This window comes from Burkholderia sp. E168m22 (genome assembly GCF_001319805.1).
GTDB classification, from domain to species: Bacteria; Pseudomonadota; Gammaproteobacteria; order Burkholderiales; family Burkholderiaceae; genus Burkholderia; species Burkholderia orbicola.
The window spans coordinates 89968-111087 of sequence record NZ_BBSK01000014.1; the positions used below are offsets into that span (position 1 = coordinate 89968).

Consider the following 21120-nt stretch of genomic DNA (forward strand, 5'->3'; position numbering starts at 1 on the left):
GCGGTGCGTTCGGATGGGTCCCATTGTCGCGAGGGGGTGCTGCGCGGACAATGACGCGTTCCGGGCAAAGCCGTCAGGTGCGACCACGCCCGCGCCCGTGTGCGATGCGCGCCGTGCCGTTACAGCTCGGCCGCCGCCGTGATCAGAGTGGCTTCGAGCGCGAGCGTGGAGCGCGACGCGGCCGCCGGGCGATCGATCACGTATTCGAGTTCGCCGAGTTCGGGTAGCCCCGCGTCGAGCCGCGCGAGCCCGGCCGGGATCACATAGCCGGCGAACGCGCTGACGCCGAGCCCCGCGCTCGCGGCCGCCCGCAGCACCGCGATGCTGCTGCTCACGACGGCGATCCGGTAAGGGCGCCCGACGGCTTCGAGCGATTCGAGCACGCGGCGGCGCGACACGCTCGGCTCCGGATGCATCGCGAGCGGCAGCACGGCCTCGTGGCCGGTGATTCGCGAATCGGGGCCGGTGCACCAGTACAGCGGTTCGCTGCGGATCACGCGGCCGCGCCGGCTGCCGGCGATCCGTTTCGCGAACACGAGATCGTGCCGGCCTTCGTCGAGCGCGTCGAACAGGTCGCCCGACAGCCCGGTCGAGATCGCGAGCTCGACGTCCGGGTTGCGCTGCACGAAGCTTGCGAGCGCGGCCGTCAGGTGCGCCGACGCGAAATCCTCCGACATCGCGAGCCGCACCTTGCCCGACAGCGGCGGCCCGCAGACCGACGTGACGGCCTCGTCCATCAGTTCGAGGATGCGCACCGCGTAGCGGAACAGCGCGTCGCCGTGCTGCGACAGGTGCACGTTGCGCGTGTCGCGCTCGAACAGCGGCCGGTCGAGCAGCTCCTCGAGGCGGCGGATATGCTGGCTGACGGTCGATTGCGACAGGTTCACGCGCTCGGACGCGGCGGTGAAGCTGCCGGACTGGGCGACGGCGACGAAGCTGCGCAGCAGTTCGGGCGGTAACGGACGCATTGCTAAATCCACTGAATCGGTTTCGACAACTTCATAAATGGCCGGATTATGCGGCGCTAGTATCGGATCACGCGCCAGTGCGGCCTCCGCCAACGAGGGGGCACCGGACGCGTAGCCCGTGTCGCGCCGCCCGATGGCATCGGTCAGTCTAAGCCATCCGGCGTCCGGCCCGAATCCGCATCATCCCATCGACCCCGAGAACGTGCTCGCACGACGAGCCGCCGGGCCGCGGCGCCCCGCCGCAGGAGACAGACAGTCCGCCCGGGATCGGCGTGCGGGCCTGACTCCCGCATGCGTCAGGCGCCCGTCACGAAGAGACTGGAGACGACTCATGATCATCTACGGAACCGCGCTGCTGGCGTTCTGCCACCTGGCCGGACTGTTCCTCGGCGACCTGCTCGGCAGCGCGATCGGCGTGAAGACCAACGTCGGCGGCGTCGGCATCGCGATGCTGCTGCTGATCTGCCTGCGCCTGTGGCTGCACCGGCGCGGCTGGCTGCCGAAGGAGACCGAGGCGGGCGTCGGTTTCTGGGGCGCGATGTACATCCCGGTCGTCGTCGCGATGGCCGCGAACCAGAACGTCGTCGCCGCGCTCAAGGGCGGGCCGGTCGCGCTGCTGGCCGCCGTCGGCGCGGTCGCGATCTGCGCATGCTGCATTGCGGTACTCGCGCGCACGGGGCGCGACGACACGGCCTTCGCGGGCGTGCCGCAATTCGAAGAACAATAACGGAGGCCGCCATGCTGCAGATGCTCGAAAAAACCGTCGCCCACAACGGGCTCGTCGCGTCGTTCGCGCTGGTCGGCCTGATCATGTGGCTGTCGTCGATCGCGTCGCGCAAGCTCACGTTCGGCCGCGTGCACGGCTCGGCGATCGCGATCGTCATCGGTCTCGTGCTCGCCTACGTCGGCGGCGCATTCACCGGCGGCGAGAAGGGGCTGGCCGACGTCAAGCTGTTCGCCGGTATCGGCCTGATGGGCGGCGCGATGCTGCGCGATTTCGCGATCGTCGCGACCGCGTTCGAAGTACAGCCGACCGAGGCGCGCAAGGCCGGGCTCGTCGGTGTCGTGTCGCTGCTGCTCGGCACCGTGCTGCCGTTCATCGTCGGCGCGTGCGTCGCGCGCGCGTTCGGCTACACCGACGCGGTCAGCATGACGACGATCGGCGCGGGCGCCGTCACCTATATCGTCGGGCCCGTCACGGGCGCGGCGATCGGTGCGAGCTCCGACGTGATCGCGCTCAGCATCGCGACCGGGCTCGTGAAGGCGATCATCGTGATGGTCGGCACGCCGGTCGCGGCCAATTTCATGGGCCTGAAAACGCCGCGCTCCGCGATGATCTTCGGCGGGCTGGCCGGCACCGTCAGCGGCGTGAGCGCGGGCCTTGCCGCGACCGATCGCCGGCTCGTGCCGTACGGTGCGCTGGTCGCGACGTTCCATACCGGCGTCGGCTGCCTGCTCGGGCCGTCGGTACTGTTCTTCACGACGCGCGCGCTGGTCGGCGCGTAGGGCCCTGCGACGCGGCCCGCGCGCGGGCCGCATCCATCGCCGCGTCCTCTGAGTCGCATTCTGCAACATCATCAATCGGCGGCGGCGCCAGGCTTAGAATGCCGCTGAACCCTCGAAGCGGAGAACTGTTCATGACCGGATGGAATCACGCGCGGCAGGCGCGCGATGCACGCCTCGCGGCCGGCGCGGCATACGCGCAGGGCAAGCGGGTCGATGCGCGCGACACCGTCGCGTTGCTCGAAGCGGTGCTGCGGCCCGGCGATCGCGTGTGCCTCGAAGGCGACAACCAGAAGCAGGCCGATCTGCTCGCCACCGCGCTCGCCGACGTCGACAGCGCGAAGATCCACGACCTGCACATGGTGCAGTCGGGCGTCGTGCTGCCCGAGCATCTCGACGTGTTCGAGCGCGGCATCGCGAAGCGGCTCGACTTCGCGTATTCGGGCCCGCAGTCGCAGCGCATCGCGAAGCTGCTGTTCGGCGGCAAGATCGCGCTCGGCGCGGTGCATACCTATCTCGAGCTGTTCGCCCGCTACTTCATCGACCTCACGCCGCAGGTCGCGCTGATCGCGGCCGTGAGCGCCGATCGCGACGGCAACCTGTACACCGGCCCGAACACCGAGGACACGCCGACCGTCGTCGAAGCGACCGCCTTCAAGGACGGCATCGTGATCGCGCAGGTCGACCGCATCGTCGACAAGGTGCCGCGCGTCGACATTCCGGGCGATCGCGTGCATTTCGTCGTCGAGGCCGGCCGGCCGTTCTACGTCGAGCCGCTGTTCACGCGCGATCCGGCCGCGATCACCGAAACGCAGATCCTCACCGCGATGCTCGCGATCAAGGGCATCTACGAACCGTACGGGATCAAGCGTCTGAACCACGGAATCGGCTTCAACACGGCCGCGATCGAGCTGCTGCTGCCGACCTACGGCGCGAAGCTCGGGCTGAAGGGCAAGGTCTGCACGCACTGGGCGCTCAATCCGCACCCGACGCTGATCCCCGCGATCGAATTGGGGTGGGTCGAGCAGGTCCACTGCTTCGGCTCCGAGGTCGGGATGGACGACTACATCCGCGCGCGCTCCGACGTGTGGTTCACGGGCCCCGACGGGTCGCTGCGCTCGAACCGGGCGTTCTGCCAGACGGCCGGCCTCTATGCATGCGACATGTTCATCGGCTCGACGCTGCAGATCGACCTGTCCGGCCATTCGTCGACGGTCACGGCCGAGCGGATCGCCGGCTTCGGCGGCGCGCCGAACATGGGCAGCGACGCGCGCGGCCGGCGCCATCCGAGCGAGCCGTGGCTGAAGGCCGGCGCGGAAGCCGACCCCGACACGCCGGCGGCGCTGCGGCGCGGCCGCAAGCTGGTCGTGCAGATCGGCGAGACGTTCGGCGACAAGAACGTGCCGATGTTCGTCGAGAAGCTCGACGCGCTGAAGCTCGCCGACAAGCTGCAGCTCGACCTCGCGCCGATCATGGTCTACGGCGACGACGTCACGCACATCGTCACCGAGGAAGGGATCGCGAACCTGCTGATGTGCCGCGACAAGGACGAACGCGAGCACGCGATTCGCGGCGTCGCCGGCTATACCGACGTCGGCCGCGGCCGCGACAAGAAGCTGGTCGAGCGGCTGCGCGAACGCGGCGTGATCCGTCGCCCGGAGGATCTCGGTATCGATCCGCTCGACGCCGACCGCCGCTGGCTCGCCGCGCGGTCGATCAAGGATCTGGTGCACTGGTCGGGCGGGCTCTATGCGCCGCCGGCCCGGTTCCGCAACTGGTGAGGAAGAGGGCATGGAACAGTTGAACTATCGCTTCACCGCGCGCGAACGCGCGAAGGGCGAGCAGGCCGCGGCGCTCGTCGGCGTGGTCGCGTCCGGCAATCTCGAAGTGCTGGTCGAACGCGTGCTGCCGGGCAACGAATGCGAGATCGACATCCGCACCGCGGCCGTCGGGTTCGGCGCGGTCTGGCAGGCGGTCGTATCGGATTTCGTCGAACGGCGCACGCCGGGCGGCCTGAAGCTGTCGATCAACGACGGCGGCGCGCGGCCCGACATGGTGTCGCTGCGGCTCGCGCAGGCCGTGCGCGCGATCGAGGGGGACGCATGATGAGCGATATTCGTCATATCCATGACGCCCCCGCGTTCGTCGCGAACGCGGCGAGCTGGTACGAAGCGTCGGCGCGGCAACGCATCGACGGGCTGCTCGACGCGGGCAGCTTCACGGAATTCCTCGGGCCGGCCGAGCGCGTGACGAGCCCGCACCTGCCGCTGTTCGCGCTGCCGCAGCAGTTCGACGACGGGATGGTGGTCGGCCACGGCCGGCTCGATGGCAAGCCGGTGTTCGTCGCCGCGCAGGAGGGCCGCTTCATGGGCGGCGCGTTCGGCGAAGTGCACGGCGCGAAGCTCACCGGGCTGCTGCGCGCCGCGCGTGACGTCGGCAAGCCGGTGCTGATCCTGTTCGACACGGGCGGCGTGCGGTTGCAGGAAGCGAACGCGGGCGAGCTCGCGATCGCCGAGATCATGCGCGCGCTCGTCGACGCGCGGGCGGCCGGCGTGCCGGTGATCGGGCTGATCGGCGCGCGCGCGGGCTGCTACGGCGGCGGCGGGTTGCTCGCCGCGTGCTGTTCGGCGCTCGCGGTGTCGGAGCAGGGGCGCATCAGCGTGTCGGGGCCTGAAGTGATCGAGACCAATCGCGGCGTCGAGGAATTCGACTCGAAGGATCGCGCGCTGATCTGGCGCACGATGGGCGGCAAGCATCGCCGCTTGATCGGCGGCGCCGATCGTTACGTGGCCGATACGCCGGACGCGTTCCGCGCGGCCGCGCTCGACCTGATCGGCCGCGCGCCGACGTTCGATGCGGCGATGCTGCGTGAGGAACAGGCGCGTCTCGAAGCACGGATCGAGCGGTTCGGCGGCTGCCGGGATGCGCTCGACGTGTGGCGTGCGCTCGGGGCCGACGCGCCGGAAGCGATTCCGGGCATGTCCGACGACGAATTCGCGAAGCTCGCCGACCAGTTACAGGAGCAGAAATGAAACGACCCCCACGCTCACTTCGTTCGCTGCCCCCCGAGGGGGCGCCTGCCTCCCTTGGGGCGGCCCGGCGGGAGGCAGCATGACGCTCGATGAAGTACTGAACTCGCTGTTTCCCGCGGGCCATTCGATTGTGCGCAATGGCGGCCTGCTGACGGGCCACGCGGAACTGGCCGGCACGCGCGTCGACGTGATCGGCGTGGCCGACCGCCTGCCGTTCGGCATCGACGAGGCACTGACGCTCGCGTCGCGGGTGCTCGACACGGTCGCGCGCGGCGGCGACACGCCGATCCTCGTGCTGGTCGACAGCGACAGCCAGCGGATGAGCAAGCGCGACGAACTGCTGGGCCTGAACGAAGGGCTGTCGCATCTCGCCAAATGCCTGATGCACGCGGATCTCGCCGGACACCGGACGATCGGCGTGCTGTACGGCCACACGGCCGCCGGCGCGTTCATCGCGACCGCGCTCGCGACGCGCACGCTGCTCGCGGTGCCGGGCGCCGAGCCGGAGGTGATGGACCTGCCGTCGATGTCGCGCGTGACCAAGCTGCCGATCGACGTGCTGAAGGAGATGGCGCGTTCGACACCGGTATTCGCGCCGGGGCTCGACAACCTCGTGAAGATGGGCGCCGTCGACGCCGTGCTCGATCCGTCCCGCGCGCTCGACGCGCAGGTCGGCGAATGGCTGGGCAAGCCGGCCGAGCGCATCGACCGGCGCGCGGCGCGCGGCCGGCCGGTCGCGACCGACGTCGCCGCCCGCGTCGAGGCACTCGCGCGTGCCGCACGCTGAGCTGCCGCTGCGCCGCCACACGCTCGTCACGCTGACGGCGGGCGGGTGGGGCGCGGCATTCGCCCGCGACCCCGCGCTCGCGGGTGATCCGCTCGTGCGCGCATGGGCCGAACGCGGTTGGCCGCTGATCGTGCGTCGCGCGTCGCCGGACGAAGCCGATGCCGGCCGCGTGCCGCTCGGCCTGCCGCTGCCGCCGTCGGCGGGCAAGCGGCGCATCGCGCTGAACGTGGCCACCGACGCGCTCGCGACGGTCGGCCCGCTGCCGACCTTGACGGACGTGCTCGCCGCCGCGCCCGCCGCGTGGCATGCGCCATTGCGCGAACTCGAGGCACTCGGCGCGCGCTGCGGCGTGCAGGGCCGCGTGTTCGGCAGCCTCGCGTGGCAGGCGCTGACGGGCGAGCCCTACCTGAGCGCATCGTCCGATCTCGACCTCGTGTTGCCGCTGCCGGACCCCGTGTCGCTTGCGCCGTTGCTCGACGGTCTCGCGGCGATCGACGCGCGCGCGCCGATGCGCATCGACGGCGAGCTGCTGCGCGACGACGGTGCAGGCGTCAACTGGCGCGAACTGCACGCGCGCTTGCCCGAAGTCGCGGTGAAGACCGCGATTGCGGTCGAATTGATACGCGCCGATGCCTTCACCGGAGGCCTGCGATGAACGCACGGGCTGCCTGCCGCGTAGCGGCGCCGTCCGACGCCGAACGCATCGCCGCGCTGGCCGAGCGCAGCCTCGTGCTCGAGATCGACACCTATCCGAAGCCGGGCCTCGTCAGTCACGTCGACACCGGCAGTCACACGGACATGGATGCCGCGACGTTCGCGCGCAGCGCCGCCGTGCTGCGGCCGTACTTCGCGGAACTCGCCGACGCGGGCGCCCGCGACGCGGACATGGCCGTGCTGCGCAAGATCGGCCTGCGTGCCGAGCACGCGATGCTCGCCGCGACCGGCGGCGTCAATACGCATCGCGGCGCGATCTTCGGGCTCGGGCTGCTGTGCGCGGCTGCCGGCCGGCGCGCACTGTCGGGCGCGGTGCTGGACGGGACGACGCTCGGCGCGTTCGTATCCCGTCGCTGGGGCGTCGAGATCCTCGGCGGCCCGCGTTTGCCGGACAGCCACGGCGAGTGCGCGAGCCGCCGCTACGGTGTGGGCGGTGCGCGTCGCGAGGCGGCCGACGGCTTTCCGACCGTGTACGCGGTCGGGTTGCCCGCGCTGCGCGGCGCCCAGCGCGACTTGCCGGACGATCCGGAAGCCGCGCGGGTCGCCGCGTGCTTCGCGCTGATCGCCGCGCTCGACGACACGAATCTGCTGCACCGGGGCGGGCAGGACGGCCTCGATTTCGCTCGCGCGACCGCTCGTGCCTTCGTCGCGCGCGGCGGCGTGCGGGCGCCCGACTGGCGGCTGCGCGCGGCGGCCGCGCATCGGGCGTTCGTCGCACGCCGGCTGAGCCCGGGCGGGGCGGCCGACCTGCTCGCGATGAGCGTGTTCGTCGATGCGCTCGAAGCCGAAGGGCACGCACGATGACGCTGGCCATCCTGTGTTCGGGGCAAGGCGCGCAACGCGCCGACATGTTCGATCTGACCGGGTCGGCGCCGCAGGCCGACGCATTGTTCGCGCATGCGGGCCGGCTGCTCGGCGACGATCCGCGCACCTGGGTCCGGCAGGCCGGGCCCGATGCGCTGCGGGAAAACCGGGCCGCGCAGATCCTCTGCACGGTCCAGGCGCTCGCGGCGGCCGCGCTGCTCGATGCGGTGTGGCCGCGCCGGCGCTGCGTCGCCGGCTACAGCGTCGGCGAGGTCGGCTCGTGGAGCGTCGCGGGGATGATCGAACCGCACGACGCGCTCGACCTGGCCGATGCGCGTGCACGCGCGATGGATGCCGCAAGCGGCGGCGACGAGCGGATGGTGTTCGTGCGCGGCCTGACGCGTTCGCAACTGGCGCAGCTGTGCGACGGTCGCGACGCGGCCATCGCGATCGCGAACCCGGGCGATGCGTTCGTGGTCGCGGGGCGGCACGCCGATGTCGATGCGGTGGCCGGCGACGCGACGCATGCCGGCGCGCTGCGCGTCGCGCCCGTCTGCGTGCGGATCGCGTCGCACACGCGCCGGCTCGCGGCGGCCGTGCCGGCCTTCCGCGCGACGCTGGCCGCGACGCGCGTGCGCCGGCCGCTGCCCGGCACGCGGCTGTTCTCGGGGATCGACGGCGCGTCGGTGCTCGATGTCGACACGGGCCTCGACAAGCTCGCGCGGCAGATCGCGGAGCCGGTCGAGTGGGCGAGTTGTCTTGCCGCATGCGTGGAGGCGGGCGCCACCGCGTTTCTCGAACTCGGTCCCGGGCGCGCGCTGGCCGAGATGGCCGGCGGCGCGTATCCCGCGTTGCCGGCGCGCAGCCTCGCGGATTTCCGTTCCGTCGACGGCGTGACGAGCTGGCTCGCACGCGTCGCGCCCGGCTGATCGACGGGCTGAAACCCGGCTCGAAACACAGCGTCCGGGCACCGGTTTGGCACTGTGTGTTGCGCCGGCGCAGCAGCGTCGCAGCCGCCCCTTGCCACGCGAATTGGCGTCGCTACAATGGCGCCCGCCATGAGACCAGCCGCCTTCCTCCTCGCCGCGTTCTGCTGCGCGACGAGCGTCCACGCCAGCCAGATTCTGTCCGACGCCGCATCGGTCGGCACGTACTTTTCGTATGACAACGCGGCGGCCGACGCGACCGTCGATCTGATCGAACAGGCGCAGCGCCGCGTGCTGCTGGCCGGCTATACGCAGGTGCCGCCGGCTGTCGCGAGCGCGCTGCGCGCGGCCCGCGCGCGGGGGATCGAGGTGCGCGTGGTGCTGGTGCGCCCGCCGCGTGCGGGCAGGTACAGCGGCGCCGGCTATCTGAAATCCGCGGGCATCGACGTCGCGATCGATTCGCGGCATGGCGGCCCCGCGTCGCGTTTCGTGATCGTCGACGACAGCGTCGCGCTGACGACGCTGTCCGACGGCGCGGCCGAGCAGGCCGACACGGTCAACGTATTCCGGCGCGCGCCCGAACTCGCGCAGTCCTACGCGCAATCGTTCTGGCGGCTATACCGGCAGGCCGGCGGCCTCTGACCCCTTCCTTGCGGCGCATCGCGCGCCGGTGTGACCCTGCTTGCATCGGCGCGACCGATGAACCATCCTCGTTGACAGGCGCCGGCGCGGCTTTCGCACATCGGCGCAACGGCAGGGAGTCGATCGTGATCGAAAGCAGTTTTGCCGATCGCGCCGATGCCGGTCGCCAACTGGCCGATGCGTTGCGCGAATACGCGGGGCGAAGCGATGTCGTCGTGCTTGCGCTGCCGCGCGGCGGTGTGCCCGTCGCGTATCCGGTCGCCCGTGCGCTGCGCGTGCCGCTCGACGTGCTGGTCGTGCGCAAGCTCGGCGTGCCGTTCGACCCCGAGCTCGCGATGGGCGCGATCGCGACGGGCGGCGGGACGCATCTGCAACGTTCGATGATCCGCGCCATGGACGTATCCGATGCACAACTCGCCGACGTGATCGCGCGCGAGACGGCCGAACTGCATCGTCGCGAGGCGCTGTATCGCGGCGCGGTGCCGCCGCTGGCGGTGGAAGGGCGCATCGCGATCGTGGTCGACGACGGCGTCGCGACCGGCGCGACGATGCGCGTCGCGCTGCAGGCGCTGCGCGAGCGTCACCCGGCGCGCATCGTCGCGGCCGTGCCGGTTGCGCCGGCGGGTGCCGTGCATGCGTTCGACGGTCTGGCCGATGCATTCGTCACGGTGTCGCAGCCGGCGCGGTTCTTCGGGATCAGCCAGTTCTACGCGCGCTTCGAGCAGACGAGCGACGACGAGGTGCGCGCGCTGCTCGACGCCGCGCGCCCGTGACGCGGCGTCAGGTTTGCCGGTTTCGGCGCGGGCGTGGTCGGCCGGCTTCCGCGAGCGCGAACACGCGCTGCAGCGCCGGATGGACGTTGCCGTGCCAGCGTGGCCCCGTAAACAGCCCGTAGTGATCGCAATCGTCGACGTCGATGCGATGGCGCTCGTCGGCCGAGAGGCCGCTGCACAGATCGAGCGCCGCATGCGTCTGCCCGGCGCCCGTGACCCTGTCGCAGGCACCTTCGACGGTCAGCAGCGCGACATCGCGCAGCGCGGCCGGTTCGACGCGCCGGCCGTCCACATGCCACGCGCCGGTCGCGAGCAGCATGCGCTGAAACACGACGTCGACCGTGTCGAGGAAATAGTCGGCCGGCATGTCGAGCAGCGCCGTGTATTCGCGCAGTGCCCGCCGGGCGTCGGCGAGCCCGGTCATGTCGAAGCGGGAAGCTGCCAGCGCGTAGGTCTCGATCAGCGTCAGGAAGCGTTGCGGATACAGGAGCGCGATCTCGCCCTGTTGCAGATAGGTCGGGAACACGTGGCGGCCATGCCCGGCGAAGCCGGGCGGCACGATGTCGATCAAGTGGCGCCGGCACCAGTCGAGCGAATGGGCGGCGGCCGCGGCGCCGAGCGCGCTCGGGTTCAGGCGGGCATCGATCGGGCCGCCGATCAGCGTGATACTCGCGGGCGGCGCGAGGCCGCGCGCGGCGCGCAGCGCCAGGGCGCCGAGCGCCGGTACGGTCGCCTGGCATACGGCGACGACGTGCAGCGGCCGCTCGTCGTGCTGGAGGGTGCTGACGAAACCGTCGAGCATCGCGACGTATTCGTCGAGCCCGAAACGGCCTGCCGCAAGCGGCACGTCGCGCGCATTGCGCCAGTCGGTCACGCAGACGTCGCCATCGGCGAGCAGCGTTTCGGCGGTTTCCCGCATCATCACGGCCGCATGCCCGACGAGCGGCGCGCACAGCAGCACCGTGCGGTGCGCATCGGCGTGCGCGAAGCGCCGCAAGTCGCAAAACGGCGTGTGCGCGACGATCTGCTCGCTGACGGCGGGCCACGCGAGGTCGAAGCCTGGCGGCGCGGCCTGCGGGCCGAGCAGCGGTTCGAACAGGTCGTCGTAGCACGATGACGCGGCGTGCGGCAGCGACGCCGCGGGCCATGCGTCGAACGCGTATCGCGTCGCCGCGCGCCATGCGCGCATCCATTCCCGCTGCTGCTCGACGACGGCATACCACATGGCGGACCCTGGGGCGGAAGGAGCGTGAACCTCCATTATGGTCATAGCGGCCGGGCAGCGGGAGCCCGATGTACGGCCGGCTGATGCGCGTCAAGCTCAGGGGGCACGCTAGGCGCTGCCGGCCGCCGCTGCTACAGTCGTCAGGCCCATTCCCTCGAAGCGGAGCGTTCGCGATGAAGCTGATCGGCATGCTGGATTCCCCGTTCGTGCGCCGCGTCGCCATTTCGGCGAAGCTGCTCGACCTGCCGTTCGAACACGAGTCGATCTCGGTGTTTCGTCATATCGAGCGGTTCAGGACGCTCAACCCGGTCGTCAAGGCGCCGACGCTCGTGACCGACGGCGGCGCGACGCTGCTCGACTCGTCGCTGATCGTCGACTATCTCGACCACCTGGCCGCGCCGGAGCGGCGCCTGCTGCCCGACGCCGTCGAGGCCCGGCTGCGCGCGCTGGTGCCGATCGGGTTCGCGCTGGCCGCGGCCGAGAAAACCGTGCAGGTCGTCTACGAGCAGGCGCTGCGCCCGTCGGACAAGCAGCACGAACCGTGGGTCGATCGCGTGCTGAGCCAGCTCGAAGGTGCATACGGCGCGCTGGAGCCGCTGATCGCGGCCGCCAACGGCTGGTTCGGCGGCGCGCGATTGTTGCAGTCGGACGTGACGGTCGCGGTGGCGTGGCGCTTCACGCAATTCATGGCGGCCGATTACCCGGTGCTGGCGCGGATCGATCCGGCCCGTTATCCGGCGCTCGCCGCGCATTCCGCGCGGGCCGAAGCGTTGCCGGCTTTCGTCGAAACGCCGCTCGTCTAGGTTTCGAAGCGGGGCGCCGGACTGTCGCGCACCGCTGTCGGCCGCCGCTCGCCCTTGTCCGGCAAGCCGCTGCCGATTGTTCTCGGCGGCTGACAAGTGACTTCGCATTCGCGCTGTTTATCCGGAGGCGACCGATCCCTAGAATCCACTCCATCAAATCACGCATTGCCAGATGGAGCCGATGATGAAAGCCCTGATCGAATCGAGCCTGTACCACCCGTCCGTCGTGTTGGCGCTTGCCGGGCTCACGCAGCTGATGGTCGAGCGCGATTTCAATCTCGGCCAGGTCGGGATGATCGTCGCGGCGCGCGGTGCGCAGGCAGCCGTGTCGCGGTCGCGCGCGCTGATCTTCTGCCGTCACTGCGAAGCGCAGGCATGAAGGCGTTCGTGCCGACTGAATGAAAAAAGCCCGGCCGGCGCAAGCCGGTCGGGCAGATCGGGTTCGATCGGGCCCCGGCTTCGGCCGGGGCTTTTTCATTGCGCGACGCTTACGCGCGGGCGGGCGTCGCGACGCCGTAGACCTCCGATTCGTCGTCGTCCTCGCGCAACTGGCGCGCCAGCTGGTGCGCTTCGCGGCGCGTCGCGACGGCCGGCGGCGAGCCCTTCAGCGGCTGGCGCGCGGTTTCGGCGAGCGCGACGACCGACACGATGCCGATCAGCGCGGCGCCCATCATGTAGTACGCGGGCATCATCAGGTTGTGCGTCACGTCGACGAGCCACGCGGTCACCAGCGGCGTCGTGCCGCCGAACAGCGACACCGACACGTTGAAGCCGATCGCGAGCGCGCCGTAGCGGATCTCGGTCGGGAACAGCGCGGGCAGCGCCGACGGCATCACGCCGGTGAAGCACGACAGCAGCACGCCGAGGATCAGCAGGCCGCCGAACACCGACGCCGTGGTGCCCGTGTGGATCAGCATCAGCGACGGGATCGACAGCACCAGCAGGCCGACGCAGCCGGCGAGCATCACCGGCTTGCGGCCGACCTTGTCCGACAGGCGGCCGGCGTACAGCGTCATCGGCATCATCAGCACCATCACGATCAGCACCAGCACGAGGCTGTGCGATTCGTCGAAGTGCAGCGTCGACGACATGAAGCTCGGCAGGTAAGACAGCACCATGTAGTCGGTCACGTTGAAGATCAGCACGAGGCCGACGCACAGCAGCAGCGCACGCCAGTTGCGCAGCAGCGTCTCGCGAAAGCGCGCCTTCGGCACGGCCTTGTCCTGCGCTTCGCGCTCTTCGGCCTGGCGCTTGAACGCCGGCGTTTCCTCGAGCTTCATCCGGATGTACAGACCGATCAGGCCGAGCGGCCCGGCGATCAGGAACGGCACGCGCCAGCCCCACGACAGCAGCGCTTCCTGCGACAGCGACGCGGTGAGCAGTGCGACGACGCCCGCGCCCAGCACATAGCCGATCAGCGTGCCGAATTCGAGGAAGCTGCCCATGAAGCCGCGGCGCTTGTCGGTCGAGAACTCGGCGATGAAAGTGGCGGCGCCGCCGTACTCGCCGCCGGTCGAGAAGCCCTGCACGAGGCGGGCGACGAGCAGCAGGATCGGGGCCATGATGCCGATCGACGCATAGCTCGGGATCAGGCCGATCGCGAAGGTGCCGACGGCCATCATGATCATCGTGGCGGCGAGCACGCGCTGGCGGCCGATGCGGTCGCCGAGCGGGCCGAACACCATGCCGCCGAGCGGGCGCACGAGGAACGCGGCCGCGAACGTGCCGAAGGTGGCCAGCAACTGCGCGGACGGGCTGCTGGACGGAAAGAACACCTTGCCGAGCGTGACGGCGATATAGCTGTAGACGCCGAAGTCGAACCATTCCATCGCATTGCCGATGGCCATTGCGCTGACGGCGCGCTTGAGCAGGCTCTGGTCGACGACGGTGATGTCGTCCGCGGCGAGCGGGGCTTCGCCGGACGACGAAGCGGGGGAAGAGACAGCGGTCGGGCTGACGTGTGTTGCGGTCAAGGTCATGCACTCCTTTGACAGCGCCGGAACGGGCAGGCCGTCCGACACGGTTTGCCGGCGAGCGCGGTGTCGTGTGCTGCGCGTCGGGGCAGACCATTAAGCACTTACTGCACAGGGGGCAGCAAAGGGCCAAGGGGCTGCTTCGACGCGGGCCCGATGGGCCGTCGCGACAGTGCGCTCATGAAGAATGGGCCGCGTGATGCAGGCGGCGGATGCCGGTGCGGACGATGGGTCCGGCGTGCCGGCAACGCCCCGGAGGGGCAGCGAAACGAGAAAAGCGGGCCTGTCGGGCGGGCTTTCCTGTGGATGCAATTTCGATCGAGGCACCGGGCCGCAACGTGCGGACGGACTTCGCTCAAAATCGAAAAGACAGAGATTGAATGTTGAAACAGGCGACATGATAGCACGATGACGGATGATCGTGCAAATTGCCCGGAATCGCCCGTCTGGCGGGGCATCCCGGGGAGCCTGCTCGGGTATGATCGGCGGCGCGCGGCGCGGCCGTGCCGGCCGCCGCGACGGGGCTGAATTCGCGAGGAACCGGATGACCGAACTGATGAGGATCGCGGCGCTGTTCGCCGCTACCGCGCTGGCCGAAATCGTCGGCTGTTACCTGCCGTGGCTCGTGCTGAAGGCCGGGCGCCCGGCCTGGCTGCTGGTGCCCGCCGCACTGTCGCTCGCGCTGTTCGCGTGGCTGCTGACGCTGCATCCGAGCGCGGCGGGGCGCACGTATGCCGCGTACGGCGGCGTCTATATCGCGGTGGCGTTGATCTGGCTGCGGGTGGTCGACGGCGTCGCGCTGACCCGCTGGGACGTGGCCGGCGCGGTGCTCGCGCTCGGCGGAATGGCCGTCATCGCGCTGCAGCCGCGCGCCTGAGCGGCGCGTGCCGCGTGCCTCAGGCTGCTTCGGCGGTATCCGTGTCGGCGGGCTGGCGCCACACGCAGGTGCCCTTGACCGACTTGTCGAGCTCGTCGAGCTGAGCCTGGTGCGCGGCAAGCTCGTCTTCGCTCGCGGTCACCACGGCCAGGTCGAGCGCGGCGAGCGACACGCGTTTGCCGTTCGCCGCGCCGCCGTCGGCGCCCGCGTCGTCGAGCATGTCGATCACGAGGCTGTCCTGGCCGCGCGTCATCGCGAGATAGACCTCGGCGAGCAGCTCCGAGTCGAGCAGTGCGCCGTGCAGCGTGCGGTGCGCGTTGCTGATGCCGAAGCGGTCGCACAGTGCGTCGAGCGAATTGCGCTTGCCGGGGAACATCTGCTTGGCCTGCACCAGCGTGTCGATCACGCCGCCGCAATGCTCGGTGAACGGCGGCAGGCCGAGCCGCGCGAATTCGGCGTCGAGGAAGCCCAGGTCGAACGGCGCGTTGTGGATGATCAGCTCGGCGTCCTTCACGAAGTCGAGGATCTGGTGGGCGACTTCCGCGAATTTCGGCTTGTCGCTCAAGAATTCGGTCGTGAGGCCGTGCACCGCCAGTGCGCCCGGATCGCTGTCGCGCTCGGGATTCACGTAGAAGTGCAGGTTGTTGCCGGTGAGCCGCCGGTTCAGCAGCTCGACGCAGCCGATTTCGATGAGACGGTCGCCCGTGCGGGCGTTCAGGCCGGTGGTTTCGGTATCGAGAATGATCTGGCGCATATCGGGAAAAGCAACAAAAACAGGAGAGGGCGGCCGGAGTTCAGGCGGCCAGCGATTCGACGCCGCGGTTCGCGAGCGCGTCCGCGCGCTCGTTTTCGGGATGGCCCGCGTGGCCCTTGACCCAGCGCCACTCGATCTCGTGCTGAGCGACGAGCGCGTCGAGCCGCTTCCACAGGTCGGCATTCTTCACGGGCGTCTTCGCCGCGGTGACCCAGCCTTTCTTCTTCCATCCGTGAATCCACTCGCTGATGCCTTTCTGCACGTATTGCGAGTCGGTATGCACGATCACCCGGCACGGCCGCTTCAGCGCTTCGAGCGCGGCGATCACGCCCATCAGCTCCATGCGGTTGTTGGTCGTGTTCGGCTCGCCGCCGAACAGTTCCTTTTCTTGACTGCCGTAGCGCAGCAGGGCGCCCCAGCCGCCGGGGCCGGGGTTGCCCTTGCAGGCGCCGTCGGTATAGATGTCGATGGTGTCGGTTGTCATGAACGTTCTTGGTGAGTGGTCGGGGAGGCCGCCGGCGTCAGGCCCGGTGCGAGCACGGGCTTCTTCATCTTGATCGGGCCGACGAGGCGCATGCCGCGCACGCGCTTGACGGCCGTCACCATGTAGACGGCGCCGAAGATCGGCCACCAGCGGTCGCCGGCGGCCTCCATGAAGCCGTAGCGGGCCAGCCACTGGTCGGTGGCGAGCGGCGGCCGGTAGCAGCCGAAGCGGCCGCGTTCGAGGTCGAAACCGAGCAGCTTGATCCAGTCCTTGAGCCGGATGAACGCGATCTGGTCGCGCGTGGCCGGCACGAACGGGCGGTTCGCCATGCGCCCGAACGACTGCCGCATGCCCCACAGGCTCAGCGAATTGAAGCCGGTGATCACGAGCTGGCCTTCCGGCATCAGCACGCGCTCGGCCTCGCGCAGCAAACGGTGCGGGTCGGACGTGAATTCGAGCGTGTGCGGCATCACGATCAGGTCGACGCTCTGCGACTCGAACGGCAGGTCGAGCAGGTCGCACCACGTCGTGCTGCGATCGGCGGGCGCGTGGGCCGCCGTGTGTGCTTCGCGCGCCCACGGATACTGATACGGCGCGCTCGCGCCGCTCGCCGGGTCGAGCACGAGGCCGCGATACGGCATGCGGTTCTCGCGCAGCGCGTCGAGCTGCGGCAGGCCGAGCTGCAGCGCGTGGAAGCCGAAGACGTCGGATACGATCCGGTCGAGCTGCGCCTGCTCCCAGCCCAGCACGTAACGGCCAGGCGGCGAGTCGGTCCAGGCGGGCCAGTCTATAATTTGACGGTCAGACATAACGATGATTGCGCGCCTATGAACGAGCTGGAATACGTGCCGGTTCCGGCATTCGAAGACAACTATATCTGGCTCGTCTCGGACGGCCGCGATGCGATCGCCGTCGACCCGGGTGAAGCCGCGCCCGTACGCCGGGTTCTTGCCGAACGAGGCTGGCGGTTGACCGCTATTTTACTCACGCACCACCATGCCGACCACGTCGGCGGTGTCGAGGCGCTGCAGCATAGCCAACCGGCCGATGTTCCGCTCACCGTTTACGGCCCCGCGGCCGAAGCGATCGGCGTGGTCACGCGGCCGCTGTCGGGCGGCGATCGCGTGACGCTCGACGCGCCCGCGGTCGCATTCGACGTGCTCGACGTGCCGGGCCATACACGCGGCCACATTGCTTACTTTCAGGCGGCCGGTCAAGGCGCGGCCGGGCAGGGCAACGCGGTGCCGCACGTGTTCTGCGGCGACACGCTGTTCTCGTGCGGGTGCGGCCGCCTGTTCGAAGGCACGCCCGCGCAGATGCTCGCGTCGCTCGACGCGCTCGCCGCGCTGCCGGGCGACACCCGCGTGCATTGCGCACACGAATACACGCTGTCGAACATCCGCTTCGCGCTCGCGTGCGAGCCGGGCAATGCGGCACTCGCCGCGTGGCGCGACGACGCACAGGCGCTGCGTGCGCGCGGCGTGCCGACGCTGCCCACTACGATCGCGCACGAGCGTGCCGTTAACCCGTTCATGCGGGCCGACAGCGCGGCGATCCACGCGACGCTCGAGGCCGAGCTGCACGAAACGGTGACGGATCGTCTGGCGGCGTTCACGCTGATGCGCGAATGGAAAAACCGGTTCCGGTGACGTTTTCCGGAGGACTCCAAAGCTCAAGCGGTGTCTGTAAAAATTGCTCCAAATGTAGGATTTCGCTGAGTTTTCGGTGTTTTTATTGACGTGAAGCACGCACTTCCGTAGTATCGCCTGCAATTTCCAGCCGTCGGAAGCCGAGATTTTCATGCGACTTATATTGAGTGCGATGGTGGTGCTGCTACTCGCCGCTTGTGCGAGCCAGCCCCCTGTCGCCAACAACGCCGCCGATTCGCAGGCGACGTCCAACTACCTCCGTAAATCAGCCACCGCCAAAGAAACTGTCGACGTCGACAAGCAATCCGTCGGCGACCTGACCACTGCAGACTCCGATCTCTGGGCGCGCATTCGCCGCGGCTTCCAGATGCCCGACCTGCAGAGCGATCTCGTCGACATGCAGACGACCTGGTATACGCAGCGTCCCGATTACGTGCAGCGCATGACCGAGCGCTCGCAGAAGTACCTGTATCACATCGTCGAGGAGCTCGAGGCGCGTCACATGCCGACCGAGCTCGCGCTGCTGCCGTTCATCGAGTCCGCGTACAACCCGCAGGCGCTGTCGGTCGCGAAGGCGGCCGGCATGTGGCAGTTCATGCCCGGCACCGGCCGCACGTACAACCTGAAGCGCAACATGTGGCAGGACGAGCGCCGCGACGTGCTCGCGTCGACGAGCGCCGCGCTCGACTACCTGTCCCGCCTGCACGACATGTTCGGCGACTGGTATCTGGCGCTGGCCGCGTACAACTGGGGCGAAGGCAACGTGCAGCGCGCGATCGCGCGCAATCAGGCGGCCGGCTTGCCGACCGACTACCAGAACCTGCGGATGCCGAACGAGACGCGCAACTACGTGCCGAAGCTGCAGGCGGTGAAGAACATCATCGCGAGCCCGCAGCAGTATGGCCTAGCGCTGCCGGATATCCCGAACCACCCGTATTTCGTGACGGTCACGACGTCGCGCGACATCGACGTGGCGGTGGCCGCGAAGCTCGCGAACCTGCCGCTCGACGAGTTCCGCTCGCTGAACCCGTCGTTCTCGAAGCCCGTGATCCTCGGCGCGACCGAGCCGCAGATCCTGCTGCCGTTCGACAACGCATCCGCGTTCGAGAAGAGCCTGAAAGCGTACAACGGCCAGCTGTCGTCGTGGACCACCTACACGGTCAGCGAGCGTGCGCGCCCGGCCGCGATCGCCGAGAAGATCGGCGTCGACGCCGATACGCTGATGTCGGTCAACAAGATTCCGGCCGGCATGCGCCTGAAGCCGGGCTCGACGATCGTCGTGCCGCGCGGCAATGACGACGACGAGGACATCAGCGCCGACGTCGCCGAAAACGGCGCGCTCGCGATGGAGCCGGACGTCCCCGATACGCGCAAGATGCTGATCCGCGTGCGTCGCAAGCAGTCGATGGCGGCGATCGCCGGCCGCTATGGCGTGTCGGTCGGCCAGTTGAAGGCGTGGAACCGTACGCACCGCGATCTCGCGATGCCGGGTCAGGCGCTGGTGCTGCACGTGCCGGTCGGCCGTTCGGTGCCGGCGGAACCCGGTCCGGAGCGGATTGCGACGTCGACGGGCGGTGCGCACATCGAGCGCGCGAGCCTGGCGGTGGGCGGCAAGTCGCACGGCGGCAAGCGCGGCGCCGCCAAGTCGTCGGCCCGGCCGGCGGCGAAGGCCGCGCCCGCGAAAGCCGCGCCGGCCAAGGCCGCCGCGCACAAGGGCAAGAAGAAGTAAGCGCGGCTGCCGCGCGCAACGTGGCGGCCGGTGAGGCCCGCACGATTGCGCTATCATCCGACGAATTCGACGAAACGCCGTCACCGAGGTGACGGCGTTTTCTTTTGTGCGCGGCGCGGCGTCACGCGTCTTCACATGACAAGGAGAAGCGATGTCGTCGGTGCAGGTGAGGGTGCTCGCGCTGTTTTCGGTCGGGTATTTCGTGTCGTACGTCTTTCGCGGCGTCAATCTGGGCTTCGCGCCGTTCGTCACGCATGAGCTCGGGCTGTCGGCCGCCGATCTCGGCCTGCTCACCAGCCTCTATTTCCTCGGCTTCGCGGGCGCGCAGATCCCGGCCGGCGTGATGCTCGACCACTTCGGCCCGCGCCGCGTGACGGCCGGCATGCTGCTGTTCGCGGCGGCCGGCGCGGCCGTGTTCGGTGCGGCGCATGGCATCGGCACGATGATGGTCGGCCGGCTGCTGATCGGCGTCGGCGTATCGGTCTGTCTCGGTGCGGCGTTCAAGGCGCTCGCGCAGCATTTCCCGGTTGGCCGGCTGCCGCTCGTCAACGGTCTCGTGATGGCCGTGGGCGGCCTCGGCGGCGTAATGGTTGGCTCGCCGCTGACCTGGCTGCTCGGCTGGGCGAGCTGGCGCGCGATCTGTTTCGGCCTCGCGGTGCTGACCGTGGCCGTCGCTGTGTCGATCGGCTTCGGGGCGCCCGACGCGCAGCAGGCGCGTCACCAGGGCGGCCTCGTCAGCCAGTTCAAGGGCACGTGGCACATCCTGACGAGCCGCGCGTTCTGGAAGATCGCATCGTTCTCCGTCGTCACGCAGGGCGTGTTCTATGCGATGCAGTCGCTGTGGGTTGGCCCGTATCTGCGCGACGTCGGCGGATTCGACGCGCCGCATGCCGCGCGCCTCGTGTCGGTGCTCGGCTTCGCGATGATGGCCGGCTGCGTCGGCTTCGGCGCGGCGGCACGCGTGCTCGAGCGGCGCGGCGTGTCGGTCTACGCGACGTGCGGCATCGGCATGGCGCTGTTCGTCGCGACGCAGCTCGCGATCGTCGCGCGCGTGCCGTTGCCGCCCGCCGTGCTGTGGGCTGCGTACGGGATGTTCGGCGGCGTGGGCATCCTGACCTACGCGGTGATGGCCGGCCACTTTCCCGCCCATCTGATCGGTCGCGCGAACACGACGCTCACGCTCGTGATCTTCCTGCTGATCTTCGCGTTCCAGATCGGCGTCGGCGCCGTGCTGTCGCACTGGCCGGCGGTCGACGGCCGTTATCCGGCCGCCGCGCACTTCACCGCCTGGGGCGTGCTGCTCGCGCTGCAGCTCGCGAGCGCGGTCTGGTACGTCCGGCCCACGCGCGGCGCTGGCCAAGCGCACTGATCCGGCGGTACGCTGATGGATGGGGCGGCCGCGAAAACAGGGCCGCAGCACGGTGCGCTGCGTCCGCCGTTCGCGGCGCGCGCATGATCGGACGGCCATATCAATTGA

At 69.6% G+C, this 21120-nt stretch carries 23 protein-coding genes; 17 read left to right on the forward strand and 6 right to left on the reverse strand.

Going from position 1 to position 21120, the window contains the following annotated elements; genetic code table 11:
- Positions 1-119: 119 nt before the first annotated feature.
- The gene (locus tag AP428_RS03590) at positions 120-968 is read right to left on the reverse strand and encodes a LysR substrate-binding domain-containing protein (RefSeq protein ID WP_012328224.1); all 849 of its coding nucleotides are present in this window, start codon (positions 966-968) and stop codon (positions 120-122) included.
- A 331-nt stretch (positions 969-1299) separates the two neighbouring features.
- Between AP428_RS03590 and madL the strand changes: the two genes are divergently transcribed.
- From madL to AP428_RS03645, 11 genes are all read left to right on the forward strand, one after another.
- Positions 1300-1695 carry a malonate transporter subunit MadL gene (madL, locus tag AP428_RS03595; protein WP_006485307.1) on the forward strand — a complete coding sequence of 132 codons (396 nt, stop codon included), beginning with the start codon at positions 1300-1302 and terminating at the stop codon, positions 1693-1695.
- 11 nt (positions 1696-1706) lie between these two features.
- Entirely contained in the window at positions 1707-2474 is a 768-nt protein-coding gene (madM, locus tag AP428_RS03600; protein WP_006476364.1) for a malonate transporter subunit MadM, read from the forward strand.
- 131 nt (positions 2475-2605) lie between these two features.
- Positions 2606-4252, forward strand: a complete 1647-nt coding sequence (gene mdcA, locus AP428_RS03605) for a malonate decarboxylase subunit alpha (protein ID WP_011545063.1) — start codon at positions 2606-2608, stop codon at positions 4250-4252.
- Between the two features lie 10 nt (positions 4253-4262).
- The gene (mdcC, locus tag AP428_RS03610; protein ID WP_006485317.1) at positions 4263-4577 is read left to right on the forward strand and encodes a malonate decarboxylase acyl carrier protein; all 315 of its coding nucleotides are present in this window, start codon (positions 4263-4265) and stop codon (positions 4575-4577) included.
- Complete coding sequence (locus AP428_RS03615) at positions 4574-5503, forward strand: biotin-independent malonate decarboxylase subunit beta (protein WP_054927579.1); 930 nt, start codon at positions 4574-4576, stop codon at positions 5501-5503. The genes mdcC and AP428_RS03615 overlap by 4 nt, the downstream gene beginning before the upstream one ends.
- Positions 5504-5582: 79 nt before the next feature.
- Positions 5583-6290: a biotin-independent malonate decarboxylase subunit gamma gene (gene mdcE / locus AP428_RS03620; RefSeq protein ID WP_011545066.1), complete on the forward strand. Its 708-nt coding sequence runs from the start codon at positions 5583-5585 to the stop codon at positions 6288-6290.
- The gene (gene mdcG, locus AP428_RS03625; RefSeq protein WP_011545067.1) at positions 6277-6945 is read left to right on the forward strand and encodes a malonate decarboxylase holo-[acyl-carrier-protein] synthase; all 669 of its coding nucleotides are present in this window, start codon (positions 6277-6279) and stop codon (positions 6943-6945) included. The genes mdcE and mdcG overlap by 14 nt, the downstream gene beginning before the upstream one ends.
- Positions 6942-7808 carry a triphosphoribosyl-dephospho-CoA synthase MdcB gene (gene mdcB, locus AP428_RS03630; RefSeq protein ID WP_011545068.1) on the forward strand — a complete coding sequence of 289 codons (867 nt, stop codon included), beginning with the start codon at positions 6942-6944 and terminating at the stop codon, positions 7806-7808. Before mdcG ends, mdcB begins: the two co-directional genes overlap by 4 nt.
- On the forward strand, positions 7805-8737 hold the full coding sequence (locus tag AP428_RS03635) for an acyltransferase domain-containing protein (RefSeq protein WP_011545069.1): 933 nt from the start codon (positions 7805-7807) through the stop codon (positions 8735-8737). The genes mdcB and AP428_RS03635 overlap by 4 nt, the downstream gene beginning before the upstream one ends.
- A gap of 117 nt (positions 8738-8854) precedes the next feature.
- Positions 8855-9376, forward strand: a complete 522-nt coding sequence (locus AP428_RS03640) for a phospholipase D-like domain-containing protein (protein ID WP_011545070.1) — start codon at positions 8855-8857, stop codon at positions 9374-9376.
- Positions 9377-9501: 125 nt separating this feature from the next.
- Positions 9502-10149 (forward strand): phosphoribosyltransferase, encoded by a 648-nt coding sequence (locus AP428_RS03645; protein WP_054927627.1) that lies wholly within the window; start codon positions 9502-9504, stop codon positions 10147-10149.
- Between the two features lie 7 nt (positions 10150-10156).
- Here the strand turns inward: AP428_RS03645 and AP428_RS03650 are convergent, their stop codons facing one another.
- A complete protein-coding gene (locus AP428_RS03650; protein ID WP_041489183.1) occupies positions 10157-11374 on the reverse strand; it encodes an esterase in 1218 nt (405 codons plus the stop codon).
- 173 nt (positions 11375-11547) lie between these two features.
- Here AP428_RS03650 and AP428_RS03655 point away from each other — a divergent pair, with 173 nt between their 5' ends.
- Both AP428_RS03655 and AP428_RS03660 read left to right on the forward strand, forming a co-directional pair.
- On the forward strand, positions 11548-12177 hold the full coding sequence (locus AP428_RS03655) for a glutathione S-transferase family protein (protein ID WP_011545073.1): 630 nt from the start codon (positions 11548-11550) through the stop codon (positions 12175-12177).
- A 172-nt stretch (positions 12178-12349) separates the two neighbouring features.
- Positions 12350-12556: a hypothetical protein gene (locus AP428_RS03660; protein ID WP_006476356.1), complete on the forward strand. Its 207-nt coding sequence runs from the start codon at positions 12350-12352 to the stop codon at positions 12554-12556.
- A gap of 109 nt (positions 12557-12665) precedes the next feature.
- On the opposite strand, the gene proP is transcribed toward AP428_RS03660, so the two are convergent.
- Entirely contained in the window at positions 12666-14156 is a 1491-nt protein-coding gene (gene proP / locus AP428_RS03665) for a glycine betaine/L-proline transporter ProP (RefSeq protein WP_011694245.1), read from the reverse strand.
- Between the two features lie 538 nt (positions 14157-14694).
- On the opposite strand from proP, the gene AP428_RS03670 reads away from it, so the two are divergent.
- Entirely contained in the window at positions 14695-15027 is a 333-nt protein-coding gene (locus AP428_RS03670; protein WP_011545077.1) for a YnfA family protein, read from the forward strand.
- A gap of 19 nt (positions 15028-15046) precedes the next feature.
- Here the strand turns inward: AP428_RS03670 and dnaQ are convergent, their stop codons facing one another.
- Genes dnaQ through AP428_RS03685 form a run of 3 tightly spaced genes read right to left on the reverse strand, consistent with a single transcriptional unit; the run spans position 15047 to position 17074 of the window.
- Positions 15047-15781: a DNA polymerase III subunit epsilon gene (dnaQ, locus tag AP428_RS03675; protein ID WP_011545078.1), complete on the reverse strand. Its 735-nt coding sequence runs from the start codon at positions 15779-15781 to the stop codon at positions 15047-15049.
- Positions 15782-15821: 40 nt separating this feature from the next.
- Positions 15822-16265 (reverse strand): ribonuclease HI, encoded by a 444-nt coding sequence (rnhA, locus tag AP428_RS03680; RefSeq protein ID WP_006476352.1) that lies wholly within the window; start codon positions 16263-16265, stop codon positions 15822-15824.
- Positions 16262-17074, reverse strand: coding sequence for a class I SAM-dependent methyltransferase (locus tag AP428_RS03685; RefSeq protein ID WP_011545079.1), 813 nt, complete (start codon positions 17072-17074; stop codon positions 16262-16264). The genes rnhA and AP428_RS03685 overlap by 4 nt, the downstream gene beginning before the upstream one ends.
- Before the next feature lie 18 nt (positions 17075-17092).
- Between AP428_RS03685 and gloB the strand changes: the two genes are divergently transcribed.
- From gloB to AP428_RS03700, 3 genes are all read left to right on the forward strand, one after another.
- Positions 17093-17914: a hydroxyacylglutathione hydrolase gene (gene gloB, locus AP428_RS03690; RefSeq protein ID WP_011545080.1), complete on the forward strand. Its 822-nt coding sequence runs from the start codon at positions 17093-17095 to the stop codon at positions 17912-17914.
- Between the two features lie 151 nt (positions 17915-18065).
- Entirely contained in the window at positions 18066-19643 is a 1578-nt protein-coding gene (locus AP428_RS03695) for a transglycosylase SLT domain-containing protein (RefSeq protein WP_011694247.1), read from the forward strand.
- 151 nt (positions 19644-19794) lie between these two features.
- Positions 19795-21012 (forward strand): nitrate/nitrite transporter, encoded by a 1218-nt coding sequence (locus AP428_RS03700; protein WP_054927580.1) that lies wholly within the window; start codon positions 19795-19797, stop codon positions 21010-21012.
- Positions 21013-21120 lie beyond the last annotated feature (108 nt).

Bases quoted from the DNA above. Each gene is read 5' to 3' on its own strand.
- AP428_RS03635 (WP_011545069.1), top strand. From the start codon at position 7,805: ATGACGCTGGCCATCCTGTGTTCGGGGCAAGGCGCGCAACGCGCCGAC.
- AP428_RS03685 (WP_011545079.1), bottom strand. From the start codon at position 17,074: ATGTCTGACCGTCAAATTATAGACTGGCCCGCCTGGACCGACTCGCCG.
- AP428_RS03695 (WP_011694247.1), top strand. From the start codon at position 18,066: ATGCGACTTATATTGAGTGCGATGGTGGTGCTGCTACTCGCCGCTTGT.
- proP (WP_011694245.1), bottom strand. From the start codon at position 14,156: ATGACCTTGACCGCAACACACGTCAGCCCGACCGCTGTCTCTTCCCCC.
- mdcE (WP_011545066.1), top strand. From the start codon at position 5,583: ATGACGCTCGATGAAGTACTGAACTCGCTGTTTCCCGCGGGCCATTCG.
- dnaQ (WP_011545078.1), bottom strand. From the start codon at position 15,781: ATGCGCCAGATCATTCTCGATACCGAAACCACCGGCCTGAACGCCCGC.
- madM (WP_006476364.1), top strand. From the start codon at position 1,707: ATGCTGCAGATGCTCGAAAAAACCGTCGCCCACAACGGGCTCGTCGCG.
- mdcC (WP_006485317.1), top strand. From the start codon at position 4,263: ATGGAACAGTTGAACTATCGCTTCACCGCGCGCGAACGCGCGAAGGGC.
- AP428_RS03655 (WP_011545073.1), top strand. From the start codon at position 11,548: ATGAAGCTGATCGGCATGCTGGATTCCCCGTTCGTGCGCCGCGTCGCC.
- AP428_RS03640 (WP_011545070.1), top strand. From the start codon at position 8,855: ATGGCGCCCGCCATGAGACCAGCCGCCTTCCTCCTCGCCGCGTTCTGC.
- mdcB (WP_011545068.1), top strand. From the start codon at position 6,942: ATGAACGCACGGGCTGCCTGCCGCGTAGCGGCGCCGTCCGACGCCGAA.
- AP428_RS03670 (WP_011545077.1), top strand. From the start codon at position 14,695: ATGACCGAACTGATGAGGATCGCGGCGCTGTTCGCCGCTACCGCGCTG.
- madL (WP_006485307.1), top strand. From the start codon at position 1,300: ATGATCATCTACGGAACCGCGCTGCTGGCGTTCTGCCACCTGGCCGGA.
- mdcA (WP_011545063.1), top strand. From the start codon at position 2,606: ATGACCGGATGGAATCACGCGCGGCAGGCGCGCGATGCACGCCTCGCG.
- gloB (WP_011545080.1), top strand. From the start codon at position 17,093: ATGAACGAGCTGGAATACGTGCCGGTTCCGGCATTCGAAGACAACTAT.
- AP428_RS03590 (WP_012328224.1), bottom strand. From the start codon at position 968: ATGCGTCCGTTACCGCCCGAACTGCTGCGCAGCTTCGTCGCCGTCGCC.
- AP428_RS03700 (WP_054927580.1), top strand. From the start codon at position 19,795: ATGTCGTCGGTGCAGGTGAGGGTGCTCGCGCTGTTTTCGGTCGGGTAT.
- AP428_RS03650 (WP_041489183.1), bottom strand. From the start codon at position 11,374: ATGTGGTATGCCGTCGTCGAGCAGCAGCGGGAATGGATGCGCGCATGG.
- AP428_RS03660 (WP_006476356.1), top strand. From the start codon at position 12,350: ATGGAGCCGATGATGAAAGCCCTGATCGAATCGAGCCTGTACCACCCG.
- rnhA (WP_006476352.1), bottom strand. From the start codon at position 16,265: ATGACAACCGACACCATCGACATCTATACCGACGGCGCCTGCAAGGGC.
- AP428_RS03615 (WP_054927579.1), top strand. From the start codon at position 4,574: ATGATGAGCGATATTCGTCATATCCATGACGCCCCCGCGTTCGTCGCG.